This window comes from Citrobacter amalonaticus (assembly GCF_018323885.1).
Taxonomy (GTDB): domain Bacteria; phylum Pseudomonadota; class Gammaproteobacteria; order Enterobacterales; family Enterobacteriaceae; genus Citrobacter_A; species Citrobacter_A amalonaticus.
In genome coordinates this window covers 1,488,067-1,512,629 of the sequence record NZ_AP024585.1, presented here as the reverse complement: position 1 = coordinate 1,512,629, position 24,563 = coordinate 1,488,067, and the positions used below count along the sequence as shown (strand labels likewise).

Annotated in this window: 19 protein-coding genes and 7 tRNA genes; 23 read left to right on the top strand and 3 right to left on the bottom strand. The window is 53.9% G+C overall.

The annotated features are described in order from the left end of the window. Positions 1–147: 147 nt before the first annotated feature. The gene (gene nagE, locus KI228_RS07035; RefSeq protein WP_043001401.1) at positions 148–2,163 is read right to left on the bottom strand and encodes an N-acetylglucosamine-specific PTS transporter subunit IIBC; all 2,016 of its coding nucleotides are present in this window, start codon (positions 2,161–2,163) and stop codon (positions 148–150) included. Positions 2,164–2,487: 324 nt separating this feature from the next. Between nagE and nagB the strand changes: the two genes are divergently transcribed. The 12 genes from nagB (at position 2,488) to KI228_RS06975 (ending at position 9,416) form a co-directional block, all read left to right on the top strand. After that, the gene (gene nagB, locus KI228_RS07030; protein WP_043001402.1) at positions 2,488–3,288 is read left to right on the top strand and encodes a glucosamine-6-phosphate deaminase; all 801 of its coding nucleotides are present in this window, start codon (positions 2,488–2,490) and stop codon (positions 3,286–3,288) included. A gap of 58 nt (positions 3,289–3,346) precedes the next feature. After that, on the top strand, positions 3,347–4,495 hold the full coding sequence (gene nagA, locus KI228_RS07025; protein ID WP_043001403.1) for an N-acetylglucosamine-6-phosphate deacetylase: 1,149 nt from the start codon (positions 3,347–3,349) through the stop codon (positions 4,493–4,495). Positions 4,496–4,503: 8 nt separating this feature from the next. Further along, positions 4,504–5,724 carry a DNA-binding transcriptional regulator NagC gene (nagC, locus tag KI228_RS07020; RefSeq protein ID WP_043001404.1) on the top strand — a complete coding sequence of 407 codons (1,221 nt, stop codon included), beginning with the start codon at positions 4,504–4,506 and terminating at the stop codon, positions 5,722–5,724. A 46-nt stretch (positions 5,725–5,770) separates the two neighbouring features. Then, a complete protein-coding gene (nagD, locus tag KI228_RS07015; RefSeq protein WP_042320681.1) occupies positions 5,771–6,523 on the top strand; it encodes a ribonucleotide monophosphatase NagD in 753 nt (250 codons plus the stop codon). 253 nt (positions 6,524–6,776) lie between these two features. Continuing rightward, positions 6,777–8,441 carry an asparagine synthase B gene (gene asnB / locus KI228_RS07010; protein ID WP_043001405.1) on the top strand — a complete coding sequence of 555 codons (1,665 nt, stop codon included), beginning with the start codon at positions 6,777–6,779 and terminating at the stop codon, positions 8,439–8,441. Between the two features lie 223 nt (positions 8,442–8,664). After that, positions 8,665–8,741: transfer RNA gene (locus KI228_RS07005), tRNA-Met, on the top strand. Positions 8,742–8,749: 8 nt separating this feature from the next. Further along, positions 8,750–8,834 (top strand) — tRNA-Leu (locus KI228_RS07000). 23 nt (positions 8,835–8,857) lie between these two features. Then, positions 8,858–8,932 (top strand) — tRNA-Gln (locus KI228_RS06995). Between the two features lie 36 nt (positions 8,933–8,968). Beyond that, a tRNA-Gln gene (locus KI228_RS06990) sits at positions 8,969–9,043 on the top strand. 15 nt (positions 9,044–9,058) lie between these two features. Then, positions 9,059–9,135, top strand: a tRNA-Met gene (locus KI228_RS06985). A 47-nt stretch (positions 9,136–9,182) separates the two neighbouring features. Continuing rightward, positions 9,183–9,257: transfer RNA gene (locus tag KI228_RS06980), tRNA-Gln, on the top strand. An 84-nt stretch (positions 9,258–9,341) separates the two neighbouring features. Further along, positions 9,342–9,416, top strand: a tRNA-Gln gene (locus KI228_RS06975). Positions 9,417–9,511: 95 nt separating this feature from the next. On the opposite strand, the gene ubiF is transcribed toward KI228_RS06975, so the two are convergent. Continuing rightward, positions 9,512–10,687, bottom strand: a complete 1,176-nt coding sequence (gene ubiF, locus KI228_RS06970) for a 3-demethoxyubiquinol 3-hydroxylase (protein WP_044256585.1) — start codon at positions 10,685–10,687, stop codon at positions 9,512–9,514. Positions 10,688–10,832: 145 nt separating this feature from the next. Between ubiF and miaB the strand changes: the two genes are divergently transcribed. The 10 genes from miaB to rihA all read left to right on the top strand — a co-directional run bounded on the left by miaB (position 10,833) and on the right by rihA (position 21,162). Beyond that, positions 10,833–12,257, top strand: coding sequence for a tRNA (N6-isopentenyl adenosine(37)-C2)-methylthiotransferase MiaB (gene miaB, locus KI228_RS06965; protein ID WP_043001407.1), 1,425 nt, complete (start codon positions 10,833–10,835; stop codon positions 12,255–12,257). A 209-nt stretch (positions 12,258–12,466) separates the two neighbouring features. Then, positions 12,467–13,516 (top strand): PhoH family protein, encoded by a 1,050-nt coding sequence (locus KI228_RS06960; protein WP_043001408.1) that lies wholly within the window; start codon positions 12,467–12,469, stop codon positions 13,514–13,516. Continuing rightward, a complete protein-coding gene (ybeY, locus tag KI228_RS06955; protein WP_061070379.1) occupies positions 13,513–13,980 on the top strand; it encodes an rRNA maturation RNase YbeY in 468 nt (155 codons plus the stop codon). The genes KI228_RS06960 and ybeY overlap by 4 nt, the downstream gene beginning before the upstream one ends. Positions 13,981–14,078: 98 nt before the next feature. Continuing rightward, complete coding sequence (gene corC, locus KI228_RS06950; RefSeq protein ID WP_043001410.1) at positions 14,079–14,957, top strand: CNNM family magnesium/cobalt transport protein CorC; 879 nt, start codon at positions 14,079–14,081, stop codon at positions 14,955–14,957. A gap of 23 nt (positions 14,958–14,980) precedes the next feature. Continuing rightward, positions 14,981–16,519 carry an apolipoprotein N-acyltransferase gene (lnt, locus tag KI228_RS06945; protein WP_044256589.1) on the top strand — a complete coding sequence of 513 codons (1,539 nt, stop codon included), beginning with the start codon at positions 14,981–14,983 and terminating at the stop codon, positions 16,517–16,519. Positions 16,520–16,898: 379 nt separating this feature from the next. Then, positions 16,899–17,807 carry an amino acid ABC transporter substrate-binding protein gene (locus KI228_RS06940; RefSeq protein WP_043001412.1) on the top strand — a complete coding sequence of 303 codons (909 nt, stop codon included), beginning with the start codon at positions 16,899–16,901 and terminating at the stop codon, positions 17,805–17,807. A gap of 163 nt (positions 17,808–17,970) precedes the next feature. Further along, positions 17,971–18,711, top strand: a complete 741-nt coding sequence (gene gltJ / locus KI228_RS06935) for a glutamate/aspartate ABC transporter permease GltJ (RefSeq protein ID WP_044256590.1) — start codon at positions 17,971–17,973, stop codon at positions 18,709–18,711. Further along, a complete protein-coding gene (gene gltK / locus KI228_RS06930; RefSeq protein WP_043001414.1) occupies positions 18,711–19,385 on the top strand; it encodes a glutamate/aspartate ABC transporter permease GltK in 675 nt (224 codons plus the stop codon). Before gltJ ends, gltK begins: the two co-directional genes overlap by 1 nt. Beyond that, positions 19,385–20,110 (top strand): glutamate/aspartate ABC transporter ATP-binding protein GltL, encoded by a 726-nt coding sequence (gene gltL, locus KI228_RS06925; protein WP_043001415.1) that lies wholly within the window; start codon positions 19,385–19,387, stop codon positions 20,108–20,110. Before gltK ends, gltL begins: the two co-directional genes overlap by 1 nt. A 116-nt stretch (positions 20,111–20,226) precedes the next feature. Continuing rightward, entirely contained in the window at positions 20,227–21,162 is a 936-nt protein-coding gene (rihA, locus tag KI228_RS06920; RefSeq protein ID WP_061070380.1) for a pyrimidine-specific ribonucleoside hydrolase RihA, read from the top strand. Between the two features lie 90 nt (positions 21,163–21,252). On the opposite strand, the gene KI228_RS06915 is transcribed toward rihA, so the two are convergent. Further along, positions 21,253–21,735, bottom strand: a complete 483-nt coding sequence (locus KI228_RS06915; protein ID WP_044266378.1) for a zinc ribbon-containing protein — start codon at positions 21,733–21,735, stop codon at positions 21,253–21,255. Positions 21,736–21,969: 234 nt separating this feature from the next. Between KI228_RS06915 and leuS the strand changes: the two genes are divergently transcribed. Further along, positions 21,970–24,552 carry a leucine--tRNA ligase gene (leuS, locus tag KI228_RS06910; protein WP_061070698.1) on the top strand — a complete coding sequence of 861 codons (2,583 nt, stop codon included), beginning with the start codon at positions 21,970–21,972 and terminating at the stop codon, positions 24,550–24,552. Positions 24,553–24,563 lie beyond the last annotated feature (11 nt).

Sequence of the window (24,563 nt, the reverse complement as noted above, 5' to 3'; positions counted from 1 at the left end):
ATCTTATAAGCCGGACTGACTGACAACCTTTAGTTACTGAAAAAGTGGCGTTGAAGAAAAATAGGAGGGAATTTGCTGCAAAAAAAAGCGGCGGAGGTTTCCCCCGCCGCTTCATGTTGCCGGATGGTGTCTTATACCTTATCCGACCTACCCTTTGATCTCATACAGTGGCGTTTGACCGGCAACCACGTGACCGTCGGCTTTAATCACCAGGCCGCTGAAATCGTCGATGTTGCTGCACACCACCGGACTAATCATAGAGCGCGCGTTTGCGTTCAGGTAATCCAGATCCATTTCCAGAATCGGCTGACCCGCGGTCACTTCCGCGCCCTCTTCTACCAGACGCGTGAAGCCCTGGCCGTTCAGCGCGACGGTATCGATCCCCATGTGGACAACGATTTCCGCGCCTTTCTCAGTTTCCAGACAGAACGCATGATTGGTATTGAAGATTTTCACAATCGTGCCCGCAGCCGGAGAAACTACGGTTTTATCCGTTGGTTTTACCGCAACACCGTCACCCACCGCTTTGCTGGCGAACGCTTCGTCAGGCACCTGCTCCAGCGCAACCACATCACCGGTTACCGGAGAAACCAGTTCGGCAATGGTCACCGCATTTGGAACCGCCTGCGGTTTAGCTGCTGCCTGGGCAACAGGCGCAGCAGAGGCTTCAGCCGCCGCAACCGGACCGGTGGTTTTCATCGCGTTAGCGATTTTCTCAGCCACGAAGCCGACGATAATCTGCACGCTGGTTTTGTTCAGACGAATCACACCAGAAGCACCCAGGCGTTTCGCCAGACCTTCATTCACCAGCGACGAGTCTTTTACGCTCAGACGCAGACGGGTGATGCAGGCGTCAATACCGGTGAGGTTATCAGAACCACCGATGGCGGCGATGTACTGACGCGCCAGGGCAGAAACGTCCTGCTCTTTATCGCTGCTCACATTGAGGTCCTGACCGTCCGCTTCGCTGCCAGCCACAGCCAGTTCGCGACCCGGCGTCATCAGGTTGAATTTGGTAATAACGAAACGGAACACCACGTAGTAGATGGCAAAGAACACCAGACCCTGCGGGATCAGCATCCACCACTGGGTCGCCAGCGGGTTACGGGAAGAAAGCACCATATCCACCAGACCCGCGCTGAAGCCGAAGCCAGCAATCCAATGCATGCTCGCTGCGATGAATACAGAGATCCCGGTCAGGACGGCGTGAATCACATACAGAACCGGCGCAACGAACATGAAGGAGAATTCCAACGGTTCAGTGATACCGGTAAAGAATGCCGCAAACGCACCGGCCATCATAATACCCAGCACTTTCGCCTTGTTCTCAGGACGCGCGCAGTGGTAGATAGCCAGCGCCGCACCCGGCAGACCAAACATCATGATTGGGAAGAAGCCCGCCTGATAACGACCGGTAATCCCGACAACTGCTTTACCCGATTCAATAGACTGGGCACCACCGAGGAAGTTAGGAATGTCGTTAATCCCCGCAACGTCGAACCAGAATACGGAGTTCAGGGCGTGATGCAGACCCACCGGAATCAACAGACGGTTAAAGAAGGCGTAGATACCCGCACCGGTTGAGCCCAGTTTTTGAATGTGTTCACCGAAGTTAACCAGACCGTCGAAAATTACCGGCCAGATGTACATCATGATGAACGCCACAACGATCATCACAAAAGAGGTGAGGATCGGTACCAGACGGCGCCCGCTGAAGAAGGAGAGCGCTTTCGGCAGCTCAACGCTACTAAAGCGGTTGTACAGTTCAGCAGAGATAATACCCACAAGGATACCCACGAACTGGTTGCTGATCTTTCCGAAAGCAGCAGGCACCTGGTCTGCAGGGATCTTCTGAATCATGGAAACCGCCGCCGGAGAACAGAGCGTGGTCAGCACCAGGAAGCCCACAAAACCGGTCAGCGCCGCAGCACCGTCTTTATCTTTAGACATACCGTAAGCCACACCGATAGCAAACAGTACGGACATGTTATCGATAATGGCGGAACCGGACTTAATGAAGAACGCCGCAAGGGCGTTGTCTCCACCCCAACCTACCGGGTCGATCCAATAGCCGACCCCCATCAATATTGCCGCCGCAGGCAGCGTGGCGACCGGCACCATTAGCGCACGGCCTACCTTTTGCAGATAACCTAGAATACTCACTTTCTTCCCCCTTTGAGACCCCGTTAAGGCTCGCTTTAAGCTGTGTTTTTATTTTGTCACTAACTTATTGAAATTCAGTTGTTGCTTTACTGGCATTGTGAGTGTGTAAAAATTTAATTCGTACCGCAAATTAAAAGCGTGTTTTTTGTGAGTTTAGTCACCAAATATCGTTATATTCACTCCCTTTTACTGGCTATGTGGGAAAACTTATTTTATCATCCAAAAAATCAAGACAGATTGACCCAACTGATGCATGCCAGGTTACGCTTTGTCATGCACCTGCACAATCCGTCAACGGCTTACATTTACTTTCTGAGGTGAAGAATGAGACTGATTCCCCTGACTTCCGCTGAACAGGTCGGCAAATGGGCGGCACGCCATATCGTTAATCGCATCAACGCGTTCAAACCGACAGCCGATCGTCCGTTTGTTCTGGGTCTGCCGACAGGTGGCACGCCGTTGACAGCGTATAAAGCCTTAGTCGAAATGCACAAAGCGGGCCAGGTTAGCTTCAAACACGTCGTGACGTTCAATATGGACGAATATGTCGGCTTGCCAAAAGAGCATCCGGAAAGCTACTACAGCTTCATGCATCGCAATTTCTTTGACCATGTTGATATTCCAGCAGAAAATATCAACCTGCTCAACGGCAACGCGCCGGACATCGACGCCGAATGCCGTCAGTATGAAGAAAAGATCCGTTCCTATGGTAAAATCCACCTGTTCATGGGGGGGGTCGGTAATGATGGTCATATCGCCTTTAACGAACCGGCTTCGTCGCTGGCTTCTCGTACCCGTATCAAAACCCTGACGCATGACACCCGTGTGGCAAACTCCCGTTTCTTTGACGGCGACGTGGATCAGGTACCGAAGTACGCGCTGACCGTTGGCGTGGGTACCCTGCTGGACGCTGAAGAAGTGATGATTCTGGTGCTGGGTTCGCAGAAAGCGCAGGCGCTGCAGGCTGCGGTGGAAGGCAATGTGAACCACATGTGGACCATCAGCTGTCTGCAACTGCATCCGAAAGCGGTTGTGGTGTGCGATGAGCCGTCCACAATGGAACTGAAAGTTAAGACACTGAAATATTTCAACGAGTTAGAAGCCGAAAATATCAAAGGTCTGTAATGTAGTCTCCGCCCTGTTTTATGTTCAGGGCGGCATTTTTTTGAAATCGGGGGTCGGAATGTATGCTTTAACCCAGGGCCGGATCTTCACCGGTCACGAAATTCTTGATGACCATGCGATTGTTGTCGCCAATGGCCTGATTGACCGCGTTTGTCCTGTGGCAGAACTGCCGCCAGAGATCGAACAACGTTCAGTGAACGGGGCCATTCTTTCCCCCGGCTTTATCGATGTCCAGCTCAACGGCTGCGGCGGCGTGCAGTTTAACGACACGGCAGAAGCCGTCACCGTTGAAACGCTGGAGATCATGCAGAAGGCCAACGAGAAATCGGGCTGCACCAACTACCTGCCTACGCTGATTACCACCAGCGATGATCTCATGAAGCAAGGCATTCGCGTGATGCGTGAATACCTGGCCAAACATCCGAATCAGGCGCTGGGTCTGCACCTGGAAGGCCCGTGGCTGAACCTGGTGAAAAAAGGGACGCACAATCCGAGCTTTGTCCGTCAGCCTGACGCTGCGCTGGTCGATTTCCTGTGCGATAATGCCGACGTAATCACCAAAGTGACGCTGGCACCGGAAATGGTTCCTGCGGAAGTGATCAGCAAGTTGGCGAATGCCGGGATTGTAGTCTCCGCCGGGCACTCCAACGCCACGCTGAAAGAAGCGAAAGCCGGGTTCCGTGCAGGTATCACCTTTGCTACACATCTGTTCAATGCGATGCCTTATATCACCGGACGCGAACCGGGCCTGGCAGGTGCGATTCTGGATGAAGCTGATATCTATTGCGGCGTGATTGCCGACGGTCTGCACGTTGACTATGCCAATATCCGCAACGCCAAACGGCTGAAAGGCGACAAACTGTGCCTGGTGACGGATGCGACTGCGCCGGCAGGGGCAAATATTGAACAGTTCATTTTTGCTGGTAAAACAATATACTACCGCAATGGACTCTGTGTAGATGAGAACGGAACGCTGAGCGGTTCATCACTAACCATGATTGAAGGCGTGCGTAATCTGGTTGAACATTGCGGTATCGCACTCGACGAAGTGCTGCGCATGGCGACCCTCTACCCTGCGCGTGCCATCGGTGTTGAGAAACACCTCGGCAGTATCGCGGCGGGTAAAGTGGCGAACCTGACCGCTTTCACACACGACTTTAAAATCATCAAGACCATCGTTAATGGTAACGAGGTCGTTACTGAGTAAGAGAAAGTATGACACCAGGCGGACAAGCTCAAATAGGTAATGTTGATCTCGTAAAACAGCTTAACAGCGCGGCCGTTTACCGCCTGATTGACCAGCATGGGCCAATCTCGCGGATCCAGATTGCCGAACAAAGCCAGCTTGCCCCCGCCAGCGTAACCAAAATTACGCGTCAACTGATTGAACGCGGACTGATCAAAGAAGTCGATCAACAGGCCTCCACCGGAGGCCGCCGCGCCATCTCTATCGTCACCGAAACCCGCAGTTTTCACGCCATTGGCGTGCGTCTTGGCCGCCACGACGCGACCATCACCCTGTTCGACCTGAGCAGCAAAGTGCTGGCGGAAGAGCACTATCCTCTGCCCGAACGGACGCAGGAAACGCTGGAACACGCGTTGCTCAACGCCATTACCGCTTTTATTGACAGCAATCAGCGCAAAATCCGCGAGCTCATCGCCATTTCCGTGATTCTGCCGGGGCTTGTCGATCCGGAAAGCGGCAAGATCCACTATATGCCGCATATTCAGGTGGAGAACTGGGGACTGGTTGAGGCACTGGAAAAACGGTTCCTCGTCACCTGTTTTGTCGGTCACGATATCCGCAGTCTGGCGCTGGCAGAGCACTACTTTGGTGCAAGTCAGGATTGCGAAGACTCCATTCTGGTGCGCGTCCACCGCGGAACAGGCGCCGGAATCATCTCTAACGGGCGAATTTTTATTGGTCGTAACGGCAACGTTGGCGAGATTGGTCACATCCAGGTTGAACCATTGGGCGAGCGCTGCCACTGCGGCAACTTCGGTTGTCTGGAAACCATTGCTGCAAACGCGGCGATTGAACATCGCGTTCTTAATCTGCTCAAGCAAGGTTACCAGAGCCGTGTTCCGCTGGAAGACTGCACGATCAAAACCATCTGCAAGGCGGCAAATAAGGGCGACAGCCTGGCTTCTGAGGTGATCGAGCACGTCGGGCGTCATCTGGGCAAAACCATTGCGATCGCCATCAACTTGTTTAATCCACAAAAAGTCGTGATTGCCGGTGAGATCACCGAAGCCGATAAAGTGCTGTTACCCGCCATTGAAAGCTGCATTAATACGCAGGCGCTGAAGGCGTTTCGCACGAATTTGCCCGTGGTGCGTTCTACGTTGGATCACCGCTCAGCCATCGGTGCGTTTGCGCTGGTAAAACGCGCTATGCTCAACGGTATTTTGCTCCAGCATTTGCTGGAAAACTGATGCGCTCTTATAGTATCGGATTAATAACACATCTCCTGGGTAGTTCATGACCATTAAGAATGTCATTTGTGATATCGACGGCGTGCTAATGCACGACAACGTCGCCGTACCGGGTGCGGCGGAATTTTTGACTGGCGTAATGGAAAAAGGCCTGCCGCTGGTGCTGTTGACCAATTACCCGTCGCAGACCGGCCAGGATCTGGCGAACCGTTTCGCGACGGCTGGCGTCAATGTGCCGGACAGCGTGTTTTATACCTCGGCCATGGCGACCGCCGATTTCCTGCGTCGTCAGGAAGGGAAAAAGGCATATGTGGTCGGCGAAGGCGCACTGATCCACGAATTGTATAAAGCCGGTTTCACCATTACCGATGTAAACCCGGATTTCGTTATCGTTGGCGAGACCCGTTCCTACAACTGGGACATGATGCACAAAGCAGCTTACTTTGTGGCCAACGGCGCACGCTTTATCGCTACCAACCCGGACACTCACGGTCGCGGGTTTTATCCGGCCTGTGGCGCGCTCTGTGCAGGTATCGAAAAAATCTCCGGTCGTAAACCGTTCTACGTTGGTAAACCCAGTCCGTGGATCATTCGCGCGGCGTTAAATAAAATGCAGGCGCACTCGGAAGAGACGGTCATTGTCGGCGATAACCTGCGCACCGATATTCTCGCGGGCTTCCAGGCGGGACTCGAAACCATTCTGGTGCTCTCCGGCGTTTCCACGCTGGATGACATCGACAGTATGCCGTTCCGCCCGAGCTGGATTTATCCCTCCGTCGCTGAAATCGACGTTATTTAAAGCGAACCACGTCTCAGGACGTGGTTCTTCATTTCTGCCTCATAAAAAACCACTCCATTCAACAAAAGTGGCAAAAAACTGATAATCCATCAATGAATATGCTCAATACGTAATCTTTTTTCACCATTCAGCAATAGCCATTGCGTTTTTTCTTTTTCAGACCGCAAACCCCTTGCGCCTCTTGTTTCTTTGCGGCATTTTCTTTAGCAAGCAAACACAAAAAGCATTACGCAACAGGTTAACGGAGAAGGTTATGTGTTCAATTTTCGGCGTATTCGATATTAAGTCAGATGCAGGTGAACTGCGTAAAAAAGCGCTTGAGCTGTCACGCCTGATGCGCCATCGCGGCCCGGACTGGTCCGGTATTTATGCCTGTGATAAGGCCATTCTGGCCCATGAACGTCTGTCGATTGTCGACGTCAACGCCGGTGCGCAGCCGCTGTATAACGAAAAGAAAACCCACGTGCTGGCCGTCAACGGTGAAATCTATAACCACCAGGCGCTGCGTGCAGAATATGGCGATCGCTACGCGTTCCAGACCGGCTCTGACTGCGAAGTGATCCTCGCGCTGTATCAGGAAAAAGGCGTAGAGTTTCTTGACGACCTGCAAGGGATGTTTGCCTTCGCGCTGTATGACAGCGAGCAGGATGCATATTTGATTGGTCGCGACCATATCGGCATTATCCCGCTGTATATGGGCTACGACGAATTCGGCAACCTGTATGTGGCGTCAGAAATGAAAGCGCTGGTGCCGGTGTGCCGCACCATTAAAGAGTTCCCGGCGGGGAGCTATCTGTGGAGCAAAGACGGTGAAATCCGTCAGTACTATCAGCGTGACTGGTTCGATTTTGACGCGGTAAAAGATAACGTTACCGACAAAAACGAACTGCGTCAGGCGCTGGAAGATTCCGTCAAAAGCCACCTGATGTCAGACGTGCCTTACGGCGTGCTGCTCTCTGGCGGCCTGGACTCTTCCGTTATCTCAGCGATCACCAAAAAATTCGCCGCCCGTCGTGTCGAAGATGACGAACGTTCTGAAGCCTGGTGGCCGCAACTCCACTCCTTTGCCGTCGGTCTGGAAGGCTCTCCGGATCTGAAAGCCGCGCAGGAAGTGGCGAACCATCTGGGGACCGTACACCATGAGATTCACTTTACGGTACAGGAAGGGCTGGACGCGATCCGCGACGTGATTTATCACATCGAAACCTACGATGTCACCACCATTCGCGCCTCCACGCCGATGTACTTAATGTCGCGTAAGATCAAGGCGATGGGCATCAAAATGGTGCTGTCTGGCGAAGGGTCGGATGAAGTGTTCGGCGGCTATCTCTATTTCCATAAGGCGCCAGACGCCAAAGAACTGCACGAAGAGACCGTACGCAAACTCCAGGCGCTGCACATGTTCGACTGCGCCCGCGCCAACAAGGCGATGTCGGCCTGGGGGGTGGAAGCACGCGTCCCGTTCCTGGATAAAAAATTCCTCGACGTGGCGATGCGCATCAACCCGGAAGATAAAATGTGCGGCAACGGCAAGATGGAAAAACATATCCTTCGCGAATGTTTTGAATCCTATCTGCCGGCAAGCGTCGCATGGCGTCAGAAAGAGCAGTTCTCCGACGGTGTGGGTTACAGTTGGATCGACACCCTGAAAGAGGTGGCCGCTAAGCAAGTTTCCGATCAGCAACTGGAAACCGCCCGCTTCCGCTTCCCGTACAACACGCCGTCCTCAAAAGAAGCGTATCTGTACCGCGAGATCTTCGAAGAGTTGTTCCCGGTACCAAGCGCCGCAGAATGTGTACCGGGTGGCCCTTCCGTCGCCTGCTCTTCTGCTAAGGCGATCGAATGGGACGAAGCGTTCAAAACCATGAACGATCCATCTGGTCGCGCAGTGGGTGTTCACCAGTCCGCTTATCAATAAGCCACGCTGATGAAAAAGGGCCTTTCGGGGCCCTTTTTTGATCCTGAAAAACGGTTCAGAAAGCGATTAATAACCAATAATTGCCGAATATTGCGCCACGCTGTTCGCAACCTAACCAAACAGTCACATTCCGGGCGTTTTCGATGAAAAAGGGGTTGACGCTTCAAGGCTCAATACGCATAATGCGCCCCGCAACGCCGATAAGGTAAGCGCGAAAAAAGAGGGCTACGTAGCTCAGTTGGTTAGAGCACATCACTCATAATGATGGGGTCACAGGTTCGAATCCCGTCGTAGCCACCATCTTTTTTGCGGGAGTGGCGAAATTGGTAGACGCACCAGATTTAGGTTCTGGCGCCGCAAGGTGTGCGAGTTCAAGTCTCGCCTCCCGCACCATTCCCATAAAAGCGTTGCACGGATGGGGTATCGCCAAGCGGTAAGGCACCGGTTTTTGATACCGGCATTCCCTGGTTCGAATCCAGGTACCCCAGCCATTTTTCTTCGAGTTTGCGGATTACCGCGACGGTCATTGGGGTATCGCCAAGCGGTAAGGCACCGGTTTTTGATACCGGCATTCCCTGGTTCGAATCCAGGTACCCCAGCCATCGAAGAAACACCCTGGCTACGTAGCTCAGTTGGTTAGAGCACATCACTCATAATGATGGGGTCACAGGTTCGAATCCCGTCGTAGCCACCATATTCAGAACACGTTAGTTTCTTTAAACGGGTTCAAAAACAATTTGTTGGGGTATCGCCAAGCGGTAAGGCACCGGATTCTGATTCCGGCATTCCGAGGTTCGAATCCTCGTACCCCAGCCAAATTTCAAGATGTACTGCACTATTGGATATCTCCAGGCTGTAAAGCACCGGGCTGAGTCCGGCACGAGATAACCGACATACCATTGGGGTATCGCCAAGCGGTAAGGCACCGGATTCTGATTCCGGCATTCCGAGGTTCGAATCCTCGTACCCCAGCCACATCAGAAAAGCTCGCTTCGGCGAGCTTTTTGCTTTTCTGCTAGTGACCAACGAACAGGCCTGATAAGCGTACCGCCATCAGGCCTTTATCAACACTACAGCCCTAATGCGTATTTCAGCGCCTGACGTTTTAACACGCCAGCGCGTTCAGCCGCCATTAGTCCAAGGTTACGAATAATCCGCAGCGGCTGCATATCATTACTGAATCCGGCGTAGAACAGATCCATCCCGCTTTGCATGATGAAGTTATCTGCCATGCGCCGGGTCTGGTAACGTTTCAGAACCGGCTGACTCGCCCAGGACTCGCCATAACTGCGGGCATTCACCAGCACATCAATCAGCGCATCCACGTCGCGATAGCCCAGGTTTACCCCCTGCCCGGCCAGCGGATGAATGGTGTGCGCCGCATCACCAACCAGCGCCAGCCCCGGCTGCACATATTGTAGGGCATGACGGCGCGTCAGCGGAAACGCACCTGCCGCGACGGGCATCACCTGTCCCAGACGCGCCGGGAAATGCTTCGCGATCTCCGTCTGAAGCTGCGACATACTTAGCCCCTGCAACTGACGGATCCGCGCCGGTGAGTCATACCACACCAGCGATGCCCAGTTATCGAACAGCGGCAGAAACGCGCGCGGCCCCTCCGGCGTAAACTGCTGCCAGGTGCTGTCACCAGGGTCATTCTCGCACTGAACGGTAATCAGCATACAGGATTGCGCATACTGCCAGGCGTGAATGCCAATGCCGGCCATCTGCCGCACCTGCGAATTTGCGCCATCCGCGCCAATCACCAGTTTTGCGGTGATTCGCTCGCCACCGGCCAGTTCCAGCTCATGACGTTCGTTATGGCGATGCAGCGCAATCAGCGAAGCCGGAACCCGCAGCGTCACTTTCGGATGCGCTTCCAGCGCCTGCCAGAGCGCCTGTTGCAGAACGTTGTTTTCAACCATATACCCAAGTAGCGGCAGCTTCAGTTCGCTGGCGTCAAACACCACATGTGCGTTTTCCCACTCCCAGGTTTCCAGTCGACGATAGGGATGACTGCGCATCCCCTGCACGGCATCCCAGACGCCGAGTCCCTTCAGCAGTGAAACCGAGGCGGCGCTGATCGCCGAAATACGCACGTCCGGCTGGCTGTGTGCAACAAACGGCGCAGGCGCGGCGTGTTCAATCACCGTTACTGTGAAGCCGTGTTGTGCCAGTCCCAGCGCCAGTGCGCCACCGACCATTCCCCCGCCGACAATGGCAATTTCCGTTGGTTGATTTGTCATGGTCAATCATCCTGTTGCATGAATAAGACAAGTTTACAGGATTTTTTACCCCTTGAGGCTGATAACGGTCATACTGGTCACCAGGGCAGCAAAGCATTACACTATGCGCCCTGCAATTCAGCCACTATTTCGCAAGAGCAAGTCGATGACCAAAAAACTCCATATTAAAACCTGGGGCTGTCAGATGAACGAATACGATTCATCGAAGATGGCCGATCTGCTGGATGCCACTCACGGGTATCAACTGACCGATGTGGCGGAAGAAGCGGATGTGCTGCTGCTGAATACCTGCTCAATCCGCGAGAAGGCTCAGGAAAAAGTCTTCCATCAGTTGGGCCGCTGGAAGCTCTTGAAAGAGAAAAATCCCGATCTGATCATCGGCGTCGGCGGGTGTGTGGCGTCTCAGGAAGGCGATCATATCCGCCAACGCGCGCACTATGTCGACATTATCTTCGGGCCGCAAACGCTGCATCGCCTGCCGGAAATGATTAACTCCGTTCGCGGCAACCGTAGTCCGGTTGTTGATATTAGCTTCCCGGAGATCGAGAAGTTTGACCGCCTGCCAGAACCGCGTGCGGAAGGTCCGACCGCGTTTGTCTCTATTATGGAAGGCTGCAACAAATATTGTACTTACTGCGTGGTGCCTTACACCCGCGGTGAGGAAGTCAGCCGTCCGTCTGATGACATTCTGTTTGAAATCGCCCAGCTTGCGGCTCAGGGCGTCCGTGAAGTCAATCTGCTTGGCCAGAACGTCAACGCCTGGCGCGGACAAAACTACGACGGTACCACCGGTTCGTTCGCCGACCTGCTGCGTCTGGTTGCCGCCATTGACGGTATCGATCGCATCCGCTTCACCACCAGCCATCCGATCGAGTTCACCGACGACATTATCGACGTCTATCGCGACACGCCGGAACTGGTGAGCTTCCTGCACCTGCCGGTACAGAGCGGTTCGGATCGCGTACTGAATCTGATGGGACGTACCCACACGGCGCTGGAATATAAAGCGATCATTCGCAAGTTGCGTGCGGCACGTCCGGACATTCAGATAAGCTCCGACTTCATCGTCGGCTTCCCAGGTGAAACCACCCAGGACTTCGAGCAGACCATGAAGCTGATTGCTGACGTTAATTTCGACATGAGCTACAGCTTCATCTTCTCTGCACGTCCGGGAACGCCAGCCGCCGATATGGTCGATGATGTGCCGGAAGAAGAGAAGAAACAGCGTCTGTATATTCTTCAGGATCGCATTAACCAGCAGGCAATGGCCTGGAGCCGTCGTATGCTCGGCACCGTTCAGCGTATTCTGGTAGAAGGAACGTCGCGTAAGAGCATCATGGAATTGTCTGGTCGTACCGAAAATAACCGCGTGGTGAACTTCGAAGGCACGCCGGAGATGATTGGTAAATTTGTCGATGTGGAAATTACCGATGTCTGGACCAACTCACTGCGCGGGAAAGTGGTGCGTACCGAAGACGAAATGGGTCTGCGCATTGCAGAAACCCCGGAATCGGTGATTGCGCGAACCCGTAAAGAGAACGAGATTGGCGTCGGGTTCTGGCAGCCTTAATTCTGCTGAAAACGTCAAAATGCCCGATAACGCTGCGCTTATCGGGCCTACAAAGCACGACGCTTCACAGGCCCGATAAGGCTCTTGTATTTCCTCTCTGCGCCCCCATCTTTATTCCAGTGCTTGCGCCTTTCACCCGTGGCGTGAATAATTTCCTGACAGGCCGGTGAATGTTCGCCTTCCGGCTCCCTATGCATAAGAGGAACAGTTTGAACACAGACACTCGCGAAATTACCCTTGAGCCCGCAGACAACGCCCGCCTGCTGAGCCTTTGCGGCCCGTTTGACGACAACATCAAACAGCTGGAACGCCGTCTCGGCATCGAGATTAACCGCCGTGACAACCATTTTAAACTGACCGGTCGCCCGATTTGCGTCACCGCTGCGGCAGATATCCTGCGCAGCCTGTATGTGGATACTGCGCCGATGCGCGGCCAGACGCAGGATATCGAACCGGAACAAATCCACCTTGCGATTAAAGAAGCGCGTGTGCTTGAGCAGAGCGCTGAGAGCGTTCCCGAGTACGGCAAAGCGGTCAATATCAAAACCAAGCGTGGTGTGATTAAACCGCGTACACCTAACCAGGCGCAGTACATCGCCAACATTCTCGACCATGACATCACCTTCGGCGTCGGTCCTGCCGGTACAGGGAAAACCTACCTCGCCGTTGCCGCTGCCGTGGATGCCCTTGAGCGCCAGGAGATCCGCCGTATTCTACTGACCCGTCCGGCGGTTGAAGCCGGGGAAAAACTGGGCTTCCTGCCAGGCGATTTGAGCCAGAAGGTCGACCCGTATCTGCGCCCGCTGTATGACGCCCTGTTCGAAATGCTCGGCTTCGAGAAAGTTGAAAAGCTGATTGAGCGCAACGTGATTGAAGTGGCTCCGCTGGCCTATATGCGCGGACGTACACTGAACGATGCCTTTATCATTCTTGATGAAAGTCAGAACACCACTATCGAACAGATGAAGATGTTCCTGACCCGTATCGGCTTTAACTCGAAGGCGGTGATTACCGGCGACGTCACGCAGATTGACCTGCCGCGCAACATCAAATCGGGTCTGCGCCATGCCGTTGAGGTGCTGGCAGAGGTCGACGAGATCAGCTTTAACTTCTTCCACAGCGAAGACGTCGTGCGCCACCCGGTGGTAGCCCGTATCGTTAACGCCTATGAAGCCTGGGAAGAAGCCGAACAAAAACGTAAAGCCGAGCTGGCTGCCGAGCGCAAGCGTGAAGCTCAGGAACAACAGGAACAGAAATGAGTCAGGTGATCCTTGATTTGCAACTGGCGTGTGAGAACAACAGCGGTTTGCCGGAAGAGAGCCAGTTTCAGGCCTGGTTGAATGCGGTTATCCCGCAATTTCAGGAAGAATCAGAAGTGACGATTCGCCTGGTGGACGAGGCCGAAAGCCACGACCTCAATCTGACCTATCGTGGGAAAGATAAGCCGACCAACGTGCTCTCTTTTCCGTTTGAAGCGCCGCCAGGGATTGAAATGCCGCTGCTCGGTGATTTGATCATCTGCCGTCAGGTAGTTGAACAGGAAGCCCAGGATCAAGGTAAGCCGCTGGATGCCCACTGGGCGCACATGGTCGTCCACGGCAGCCTGCATTTGCTGGGTTACGATCATATCGAAGACGACGAGGCAGAAGAGATGGAATCCCTCGAGACAGAGATTATGCTTGCTCTGGGCTATGAGGATCCGTACATTGCCGAGAAGGAATAAGCGACCGGGCGAATGCCCGGTGGTTTCTGGTGATGCCATGCGCTGAGTTTGCGCGCATTGAGCAAGAGATTAACTAACAAGAGAACCCATACGACGCCATGAGCGACGACAATTCACACAGTAGTGACACGTTAAACAGCAAGAAGGGATTTTTCTCCCTGTTACTGAGCCAACTTTTCCACGGTGAACCGAAAAACCGTGATGAATTGCTGGCGCTGATCCGTGATTCCGGGCAGAACGACCTTATCGATGAAGATACGCGCGATATGCTCGAAGGGGTGATGGACATTGCGGACCAGCGCGTTCGCGACATCATGATTCCCCGCTCCCAGATGATTACCCTGAAACGCAACCAGACGCTGGACGAATGCCTCGATGTCATCATCGAGTCCGCCCACTCGCGTTTTCCGGTGATCAGCGAAGACAAAGATCACATTGAAGGGATTCTGATGGCCAAGGACTTGCTGCCGTTTATGCGCAGCGATGCCGAAGCCTTCAGCATGGAGAAAGTGTTACGCCAGGCCGTTGTCGTCCCGGAGAGCAAACGCGTTGACCGTATGCTCAAAGAGTTTCGCTCTCAGCGTTACCATATGGCTATCGTCATCGACGAATTCGGCGGTGTCTCTGGTCTGGTCACCATTGAAGATATCCTCGAACTGATCGTCGGTGAAATCGAAGATGAATACGACGAAGAAGATGATATCGACTTCCGTCAGCTCAGTCGCCATACCTGGACCATTCGCGCGCTCGCGCCGATCGAAGACTTCAATGATGCCTTCGGCACCAGCTTTAGCGACGAAGAAGTCGATACCATTGGGGGTCTGGTGATGCAGGCGTTTGGTCACCTGCCCGCACGGGGTGAAACCATTGATATCGATGGTTACCAGTTCAAAGTGGCTATGGCCGACAGCCGTCGTATTATTCAGGTTCACGTCAGAATTCCGGATGACTCCCCCCAGCCAAAACTGGACGAATAACACCGAACGGGAAGAAGAACTCAATGGCTTTTGCCTCATTACTTGAACGCCAGCGCATTCGCCTGCTGCTGGCGTTATTATTCGGTGCCTGCGGTACGCTGGCTTTTTCTCCTTATGACATCTGGCCCGCTGCGATTGTGTCGCTGATGGGCTTGCAGGCACTCACCCTGAATCGTCGCCCGCGTCAGTCAGCTGCTATTGGCTATTTCTGGGGACTGGGACTCTTCGGTACAGGTATCAACTGGGTTTACGTCAGCATCGCGCAGTTTGGCGGGATGCCAGGCCCGGTGAACGTCTTCCTTGTGGTGCTGCTCGCGGCATACCTTTCGCTGTATACCGGACTGTTTGCTGGCGTGCTTGCGCGTCTGTGGCCAAAAACCAGCTGGCTGCGGGTTGCCATTGCCGCACCGGTAGTCTGGCAGCTAACGGAATTTCTGCGTGGCTGGGTGCTGACCGGATTTCCGTGGCTGCAGTTCGGCTACAGTCAGATCGACGGCCCGCTGAAAGGGCTGGCACCGGTCATGGGTGTCGAAGCCATAAACTTCCTGTTGATGATGGTCAGCGGATTGCTGGTTCTCTCGCTGGTCAGCCGTAACTGGCGTCCGCTGGTGGTCGCCATCGTTCTTTTCGCGCTCCCTTTCCCACTGCGCTATATCCAGTGGTTCACCCTGGAGCCGGAAAGAACGACCCGCGTGTCGCTGGTTCAGGGCAATATCCCGCAGTCGTTGAAATGGGACGAAGGCCAGTTGATGAATACGCTCAAGATCTATCTGGATGCGACGCAGCCCGAAATGGGGAAATCGCAGCTGATCATCTGGCCGGAATCCGCCATTCCGGATCTGGAAATCAACCAGCAGCGCTTTCTGGGCATGCTGGATGACCTGTTGCGTTCAAAGAACAGCTCGCTGATTACCGGTATTGTCGATGCGCGACTGAACAAGCAGAACCGTTACGACACCTACAACACCATCATCACGTTGGGGAAAGACAATCCTTACCGTTATGACTCCACCAACCGCTACAACAAAAACCATCTGGTGCCGTTTGGTGAGTTTGTGCCGCTGGAATCCATTCTGCGCCCCTTAGCGCCGTTCTTTGACCTGCCGATGTCCTCGTTCAGCCGCGGCCCGTACATTCAGCCGCAGCTGCATGCGCACGGTTTAGCACTGACCGCCGCGATTTGCTACGAGATCATTCTGGGTGAACAGGTACGCGATAACTTCCGCCCGGACACGGACTTTCTGCTAACCATCTCCAACGATGCGTGGTTTGGTAAGTCGATTGGTCCTTGGCAGCATTTCCAGATGGCGCGGATGCGCTCGCTGGAGCTGGCACGCCCCCTGCTGCGCAGTACTAACAACGGTATTACAGCGGTGATTGGTCCGCAGGGCGAGATTCAGGCGATGATCCCGCAATTTACACGCCAGGTGTTAACCGCCGATGTAACGCCAACAACAGGCTTAACGCCATATGCTCGCACTGGCAACTGGCCGCTGTGGTTCCTGACCGCGCTGTTCGGTTTTGCCGCCGTGTTAATGAGTTTGCGTCAACGTCGTAAATAATCGATTTCTCCCTGCATCAGGCCGGATAACCGCGCTTACGCGTCTTATCCGGCCTACCATTCTCCATTCTCTTCTTCCATTCTGGCACGTCTATTGCTTTGTTAACAAAGGCAAACCTGTTTTTGGCGTTCAGCGCAACGTCGTCGCACTAAAGCAGTTCACCGGTAGCACCGAAACGGTGCAACGAGGGATTTTTGCCTCTAAACGGTGCGGCGCACTTCGCAAAAATAAACAATAACGCAGCAATATCTTTACATTAAGCCAGACTAAATGTTAACAAACAGGTAAAACACTGCACGCTTAAGTTGCAGGTGATAACAACACAGACACTCACAATAGGTATCACTGCGTCGACGGCGCAGACGATAAGGAGTTGGATATGCAATTACGTAAGCTAGCCGCAGCAATGCTGGTAATGGGAATGTCAGCCGGTCTGGTACATGCGGAAGATGCGGCCCCTGCCGCAGGCAGCACGCTGGACAAGATCGCCAAAAACGGCGTTATCGTCGTCGGTCACCGTGAATCCTCCGTGCCATTCTCTTATTACGACAATCAGCAGAAAGTGGTGGGTTATTCTCAGGATTACTCCAACGCCATCGTTGAAGCCGTGAAGAAGAAGCTGAACAAGCCCGATCTGCAGGTGAAGTTGATCCCGATTACGTCGCAGAACCGTATTCCGCTGCTGCAAAACGGCACTTTCGACTTTGAGTGCGGGTCCACCACCAACAACCTTGAGCGCCAGAAACAGGCCGCTTTCTCTGACACCATCTTTGTCGTCGGCACCCGTCTGCTGGCGAAAAAAGGCGGCGACATTAAAGACTTCCCGGACCTGAAAGGCAAAGCGGTTGTTGTCACCTCAGGTACCACCTCTGAAATTCTGCTGCACAAGCTGAACGACGAGCAAAAAATGGATATGCGTATCATCAGCGCTAAAGACCACGGTGACTCTTTCCGTACCCTGGAAAGCGGTCGCGCCGTTGCCTTTATGATGGATGATGCCCTGCTGGCCGGTGAACGCGCGAAGGCGAAGAAACCGGACAACTGGGAAATCGTCGGCAAACCACAGTCTCAGGAAGCTTACGGCTGCATGCTGCGTAAGAACGATCCTGAGTTCAAAAAGCTGATGGATGACACCATCGCCCAGGCGCAGACTTCAGGCGAAGCCGCGAAATGGTTTGATAAGTGGTTCAAAAATCCGATCCCACCGAAAAACCTGAACATGAACTTCGAACTGTCGGACGAAATGCAAGCGCTGTTCAAAGAACCGAATGATAAAGCACTTAACTAACTAGAACGAAATGGGGCGGGAACTCCTTGCCCTCTCGATTGCTATGCAGCACGGACAGACTATATGCCTGATGGTCGTTCCCCATCAGGCCTGAAAACCGAAGTACGCTGGATAACAATCTTCGAGGGTAGCGCTGCTACCCTTATTTTTTCGGAGTAGATGTATGTCAATAGACTGGAACTGGGGCATTTTTTTACAACAGGCCCCATTCGGCAACACCACCTATCTCGGCTGGCTCTGGAGCGGTTTCCAGGTTACCGTCGCACTTTCCATCACCGCCTGGATCATTGCCTTCCTGGTCGGTTCTTTATTTGGCATTTTACGCACCGTCCCGAATCGCTTCTTTTCCGGGATCGGCACCCTGTATGTAGAACTGTTCCGTAACGTACCGCTGATCGTCCAGTTCTTCACCTGGTATCTGGTGGTGCCTGAACTGCTGCCAGAAGATCTTGGCATGTGGTTTAAGGCAGAACTGGATCCCAATATTCAGTTCTTCGTATCGTCCATGCTCTGTCTGGGGCTGTTTACCGCCGCGCGCGTTTGCGAACAGGTTCGTGCCGCCATTCAGTCACTGCCACGCGGTCAAAAAAACGCAGCGCTGGCGATGGGACTGACCCTGCCGCAGGCCTACCGCTACGTGTTGTTGCCTAACGCCTATCGGGTGATCGTCCCGCCGATGACCTCTGAGATGATGAACCTGGTGAAAAACTCCGCCATCGCCTCGACCATCGGTCTGGTCGATATGGCCGCGCAGGCCGGGAAGCTGCTCGATTACTCGGCGCATGCCTGGGAGTCATTTACCGCCATTACCCTGGCGTACGTGTTGATTAATGCCTTCATCATGCTGGTGATGAGTCTGGTGGAACGTAAAATCCGCCTGCCTGGCAATCTGGGAGGCAAATAATGTACGAATTCGACTGGAGTTCAATTGTCCCTTCCCTGCCCTATCTGCTGGATGGGCTGCTCATTACACTGAAAATTACCGTCACCGCGGTGATTATCGGTATTGTCTGGGGCACTATTCTCGCCGTTATGCGCCTTTCCAGTTTTGCGCCTGTCGCCTGGTTTGCTAAAGCGTACGTTAACGTCTTCCGCTCCATCCCGCTGGTGATGGTACTGTTGTGGTTCTATCTGATTGTGCCGGGGCTATTACAGGACGTACTGGGGCTGTCGCCGAAAACCGATATTCGCCTGATTTCAGCAATGGTCGCATTTTCGATGTTTGAAGCCGCCTATTACTCCGAAATTATCCGTGCGGGCATCCAGAGTATTTCCCGCGGACAGTCAAGTGCGGCGCTGGCGTTGGGGATGACCCACTGGCAGTCAATGAAGCTCATCATTTTGCCGCAGGCGTTTCGCGCGATGGTACCGCTGCTGCTGACGCAGGGCATCGTCCTGTTCCAGGATACGTCTCTGGTGTACGTCTTAAGTCTCGCGGATTTCTTCCGCACTGCGTCTACGATTGGCGAGCGTGATGGTACACAGGTCGAAATGATCCTGTTTGCCGGTGCCGTTTACTTTGTTATCAGCCTGAGCGCGTCGTTGTTGGTCAGCTATTTGAAGAAAAGGACAGTTTAATGATTACCCTGAAAAATGTTTCTAAATGGTATGGTCACTTTCAGGTGCTGACCGACTGCTCCACGGAAGTGAAAAAAGGCGAAGTGGTGGTCGTCTGCGGCCCGTCAGGTTCCGGAAAGTCGACACTGATCAAAACCGTTAACGGCCTGGAGCCGGTGCAAAAAGGTGAAATCACCGTGAACGGTATTATGGTCAACGACAAAAAAACCGATCTGGCGAAGTTACGCTCACGCGTCGGGATGGTGTTCCAGCACTTTGAGCTGTTCCCGCATCTGTCGATTATTGAAAACCTGACCCTGGCGCAGGTAAAAGTGCTTAAGCGTGATAAAGCCCCGGCGCGTGAAAAAGCGCAGAAGTTGCTGGAACGCGTGGGCCTTGCCGCGCATGCCAATAAATATCCAGCGCAGCTTTCCGGCGGCCAGCAGCAGCGTGTGGCGATTGCCCGCGCGCTGTGTATGGATCCTATCGCCATGCTGTTCGATGAACCCACTTCGGCGCTTGATCCAGAGATGATCAACGAAGTACTGGACGTTATGGTTGAACTGGCCAACGAAGGGATGACCATGATGGTGGTGACCCATGAAATGGGCTTTGCCCGCAAAGTGGCGAATCGGGTGATCTTTATGGACGAAGGGAAAATCGTTGAGGACTCACCGAAAGAAGAGTTCTTCGCTAACCCGAAATCCGAACGCGCAAAAGACTTCCTCGCCAAAATCCTGCATTAATCTTTTCGGCGCGCATGTCAGAGTGCGCGCCATCTCACGCTTTCTTGCCTCGCTCCTCGAATCATTTTCACCCCAGCGTTACCCTTGCCACAATGTAGCATTCATAAGGAGCAACAATGGCACTGCCAATAATCATAGATTGCGACCCGGGTCATGATGACGCGATCGCACTGGTTCTCGCCCTCGCCTCACCGGAACTTGACGTTAAAGCCATCACCTCATCCGCAGGAAACCAGACACCCGATAAAACGCTACGCAACGTATTGCGAATGTTAACGCTGCTGAACCGCACGGACATTCCAGTGGCGGGCGGCGCGCCCAAGCCCCTGATGCGTGAACTGATCATTGCCGATAACGTCCACGGTGAAAGCGGACTGGATGGCCCGGCGCTACCGGAACCCGCCTTTGCGCCGCAGCCATGCACCGCCGTTGAGCTGATGGCAAAGACGTTGCGCGAGAGCACACAACCGGTCACCCTTGTCTCAACCGGGCCGCAAACCAACGTCGCACTGTTGCTGAACAGCCATCCTGAACTGCGTGACAAAATCGCCCGTATCGTGATCATGGGCGGCGCGATGGGGTTGGGCAACTGGACGCCTGCCGCCGAATTCAATATCTATGTCGACCCTGAAGCCGCAGAAATCGTCTTCCAGTCGGGGATTCCGGTGGTGATGGCCGGTCTGGACGTCACGCATAAAGCACAAATTCATGTCGCAGATACCGAACGCTTCCGCGCCATTGGTAACCCGGTTTCCACGATCGTTGCTGAACTACTCGACTTCTTCCTCGAGTATCATAAAGACGAGAAATGGGGATTTATCGGCGCACCGCTGCACGACCCGTGCACCATCGCCTGGCTGTTGAGACCCGAACTGTTTACCACCGTTGAACGCTGGGTTGGGGTGGAAACTCAGGGGAAATACACTCAGGGGATGACCGTGGTGGACTATTACTTCCTGACGGGCAATAAACCGAATGCCACCGTGATGGTGGATGTCGATCGTCAGGGATTTGTAGACCTGCTGGCAGAACGGCTACAGTTTTACGCATGACCAATGCCGGACGGTGCTGACGCTTATTCGGCCTACGTAATGAGTCACCGTAGGCCTGATAAGATGCGTCAACCTCGGCATCAGACTAGATTACGGTTCAAACGGACGACGCTGGAACTGGTCGTGTCCACATTTTGGGCACAATGGCAACACGTCCGGCGTATACACCGCCAAGTGAAAATGACACTTCTCACAGACCAGATTGCCCAGGCCCACCACTTCGCCGCTGTGATATACCCCGTGATGACTTAGATCCTGAAACACTTCACGCCATTCGAGCTGCGTTTTGTCGGTGATATCCGCCAGCTCCTGCCACAGGCTCTCTTTAATTACCCGCATAAAGACGCTGTCGGACTCCTCCTCCAGGCTCTCTTCGTAGCTGAGGGCAAATTCCTCCAGGTCACGTCGGACCGCGCGGATCAGTTCGTCCACTTCGGTTCGCGTTAACTCCCCGGCCTGCAAAACCCGCTGCCGCGCCTGTTCCACCAGCGCATCGATATCACGCTCGCCATTGCGCAGACGTTCACTTAATGACGCCACCAGTTCACGGTAATATTGAGCAACCTTGTTCATCGTTTCGCCTCCTGGGTCGTTAACTGTCTATAATAATAGACGTTATTTGGGTTGCGCTTTGCAAGACTGTCCACAGAGTATGTAAATTCGTGCAAGGATTACCGTGGCGTGAATTCGAACCTGAATGCGCGAAAGGCTGTTTTGACGCGGGCGTTTGGGCTATGCTATGCGGATCTGAAACACCACATCGAAGCTACGTTTGTAGCTGTATTGAAAACAGGACCACTGGCTGCCATGCAAGAGCAATACCGCCCGGAAGAGATAGAATCCAAAGTACAGCTTCACTGGGATGAGAAGCGCACATTTGAAGTTACCGAAGACGAGAGCAAAGAGAAGTATTACTGCCTGTCTATGCTTCCCTATCCTTCTGGTCGACTACACATGGGCCACGTACGTAACTACACCATCGGTGACGTGATCGCCCGTTATCAGCGCATGCTGGGCAAAAACGTGTTGCAGCCCATCGGCTGGGACGCCTTCGGCCTGCCTGCGGAAGGCGCGGCGGTGAAAAACAATACCGCGCCGGCACCGTGGACCTACGATAATATCGCCTACATGAAGAACCAGCTCAAAATGCTGGGCTTTGGCTATGACTGGAGCCGCGAGCTGGCGACCTGTACCCCGGAATACTATCGCTGGGAGCAGAAATTCTTTACCGAACTGTACAAAAAAGGTCTGGTCTACAAGAAGACCTCCGCGGTCAACTGGTGCCCGAACGATCAGACCGTACTGGCGAACGAACAGGTTATCGACGGCTGCTGCTGGCGCTGCGACACCAAAGTTGAGCGTAAAGAGATCCCACAGTGGTTTATTAAAATCACCGCCTATGCCGATGAACTGCTCAACGATCTGGATAAACTGGATCACTGGCCTGACACCGTGAAAACGATGCAGCGCAACTGGATTGGTCGTTCTGAAGGCGTGGAAATCACCTTCAACGTGTACGATTATGACAACACGCTGACCGTTTACACGACCCGCCCGGACACCTTTATGGGTGCCACCTACCTGGCGGTTGCCGCTGGTCACCCGCTGGCGCAGAAAGCGGCAGAGAACAACCCTGAACTGGCAGCCTTTATCGACGAATGCCGTAACACCAAAGTGGCCGAAGCTGACATGGCGACCATGGAGAAAAAAGGCGTCGATACCGGCTTTAAGGCGGTTCACCCGCTGACTGGCGAAGCAATCCCGGTCTGGGCGGCTAACTTTGTGCTGATGGAATACGGCACTGGCGCGGTCATGGCCGTACCGGGTCACGATCAGCGCGACTACGAATTTGCCACCAAATACGGCTTAACCATTAAACCGGTTATCCTGGCAGCCGATGGTTCAGAGCCGGATCTTTCCGAACAGGCGATGACCGATAAAGGCGTTCTGTTTAACTCTGGCGAATTTGACGGTCTGGCCTTCGACGCGGCCTTCAACGCCATTGCCGATAAGCTGGCCGCCAAAGGCGTGGGCGAGCGTAAGATCAACTACCGTCTGCGCGACTGGGGCGTTTCCCGTCAGCGTTACTGGGGTGCGCCGATCCCGATGGTCACGCTGGAAGACGGCACCGTGCTGCCAACGCCGGAAGATCAATTGCCGGTGATCCTGCCGGAAGATGTCGTGATGGACGGCATCACCAGCCCGATCAAAGCCGATCCTGAATGGGCAAAAACCACCGTTAATGGCCAGCCTGCACTGCGCGAAACTGACACTTTCGACACCTTTATGGAGTCATCCTGGTACTATGCGCGCTACACCTGTCCGCAGTATCAGGAAGGGATGCTGGATTCCAAAGCGGCAAACTACTGGCTGCCGGTAGATATTTACATTGGCGGTATCGAACATGCCATCATGCACCTGCTCTACTTCCGCTTCTTCCACAAACTGATGCGCGATGCCGGCATGGTGAACTCTGACGAACCGGCGAAACAGTTGCTGTGTCAGGGGATGGTACTGGCGGATGCGTTCTACTATGTGGGCGAAAACGGCGAGCGTAACTGGGTTTCTCCGGTGGATGCGATCGTTGAACGCGACGAGAAAGGCCGTATCGTGAAGGCGAAAGACGCGGCGGGCCATGAGCTGGTGTATACCGGCATGAGCAAAATGTCCAAGTCGAAAAACAACGGTATCGACCCGCAGGTAATGGTTGAGCGTTACGGCGCGGATACCGTGCGTCTATTTATGATGTTCGCCTCTCCGGCTGATATGACGCTGGAATGGCAGGAGTCCGGCGTGGAAGGCGCTAACCGCTTCCTGAAACGTGTCTGGAAACTGGTGTATGAACACACTTCCCGTGGCGATGTTGCGTCGCTGAACGTTGACGTGCTGACAGAAGATCAGAAAGCGCTGCGTCGCGATGTACACAAAACGATCGCTAAAGTGACCGATGATATCGGCCGCCGTCAGACCTTCAACACCGCGATTGCCGCCGTGATGGAGCTGATGAACAAGCTGGCGAAAGCCCCGCAGGATGACGAGCAGGATCGCGCGCTGATGCAGGAAGCGCTGCTGGCGGTAGTCCGGATGCTTAACCCGTTCACCCCACACGTCTGCTTTACGCTGTGGCAGGCGCTGAAAGGCGAAGGCGACATCGACAACGCGCCGTGGCCAGTTGCGGACAATGCTGCAATGGTCGAAGACTCCACGCTGGTCGTGGTTCAGGTTAACGGCAAGGTGCGCGGTAAAATCACCGTTCCGGTGAATGCGACAGAAGAGCAGGTTCGTGAACGTGCTGGCCAGGAACATCTGGTCGCTAAATATCTTGATGGCGTTACCGTGCGTAAAGTGATTTACGTACCGGGTAAACTCCTCAATCTGGTCGTTGGCTAAGCGCGGGAGGA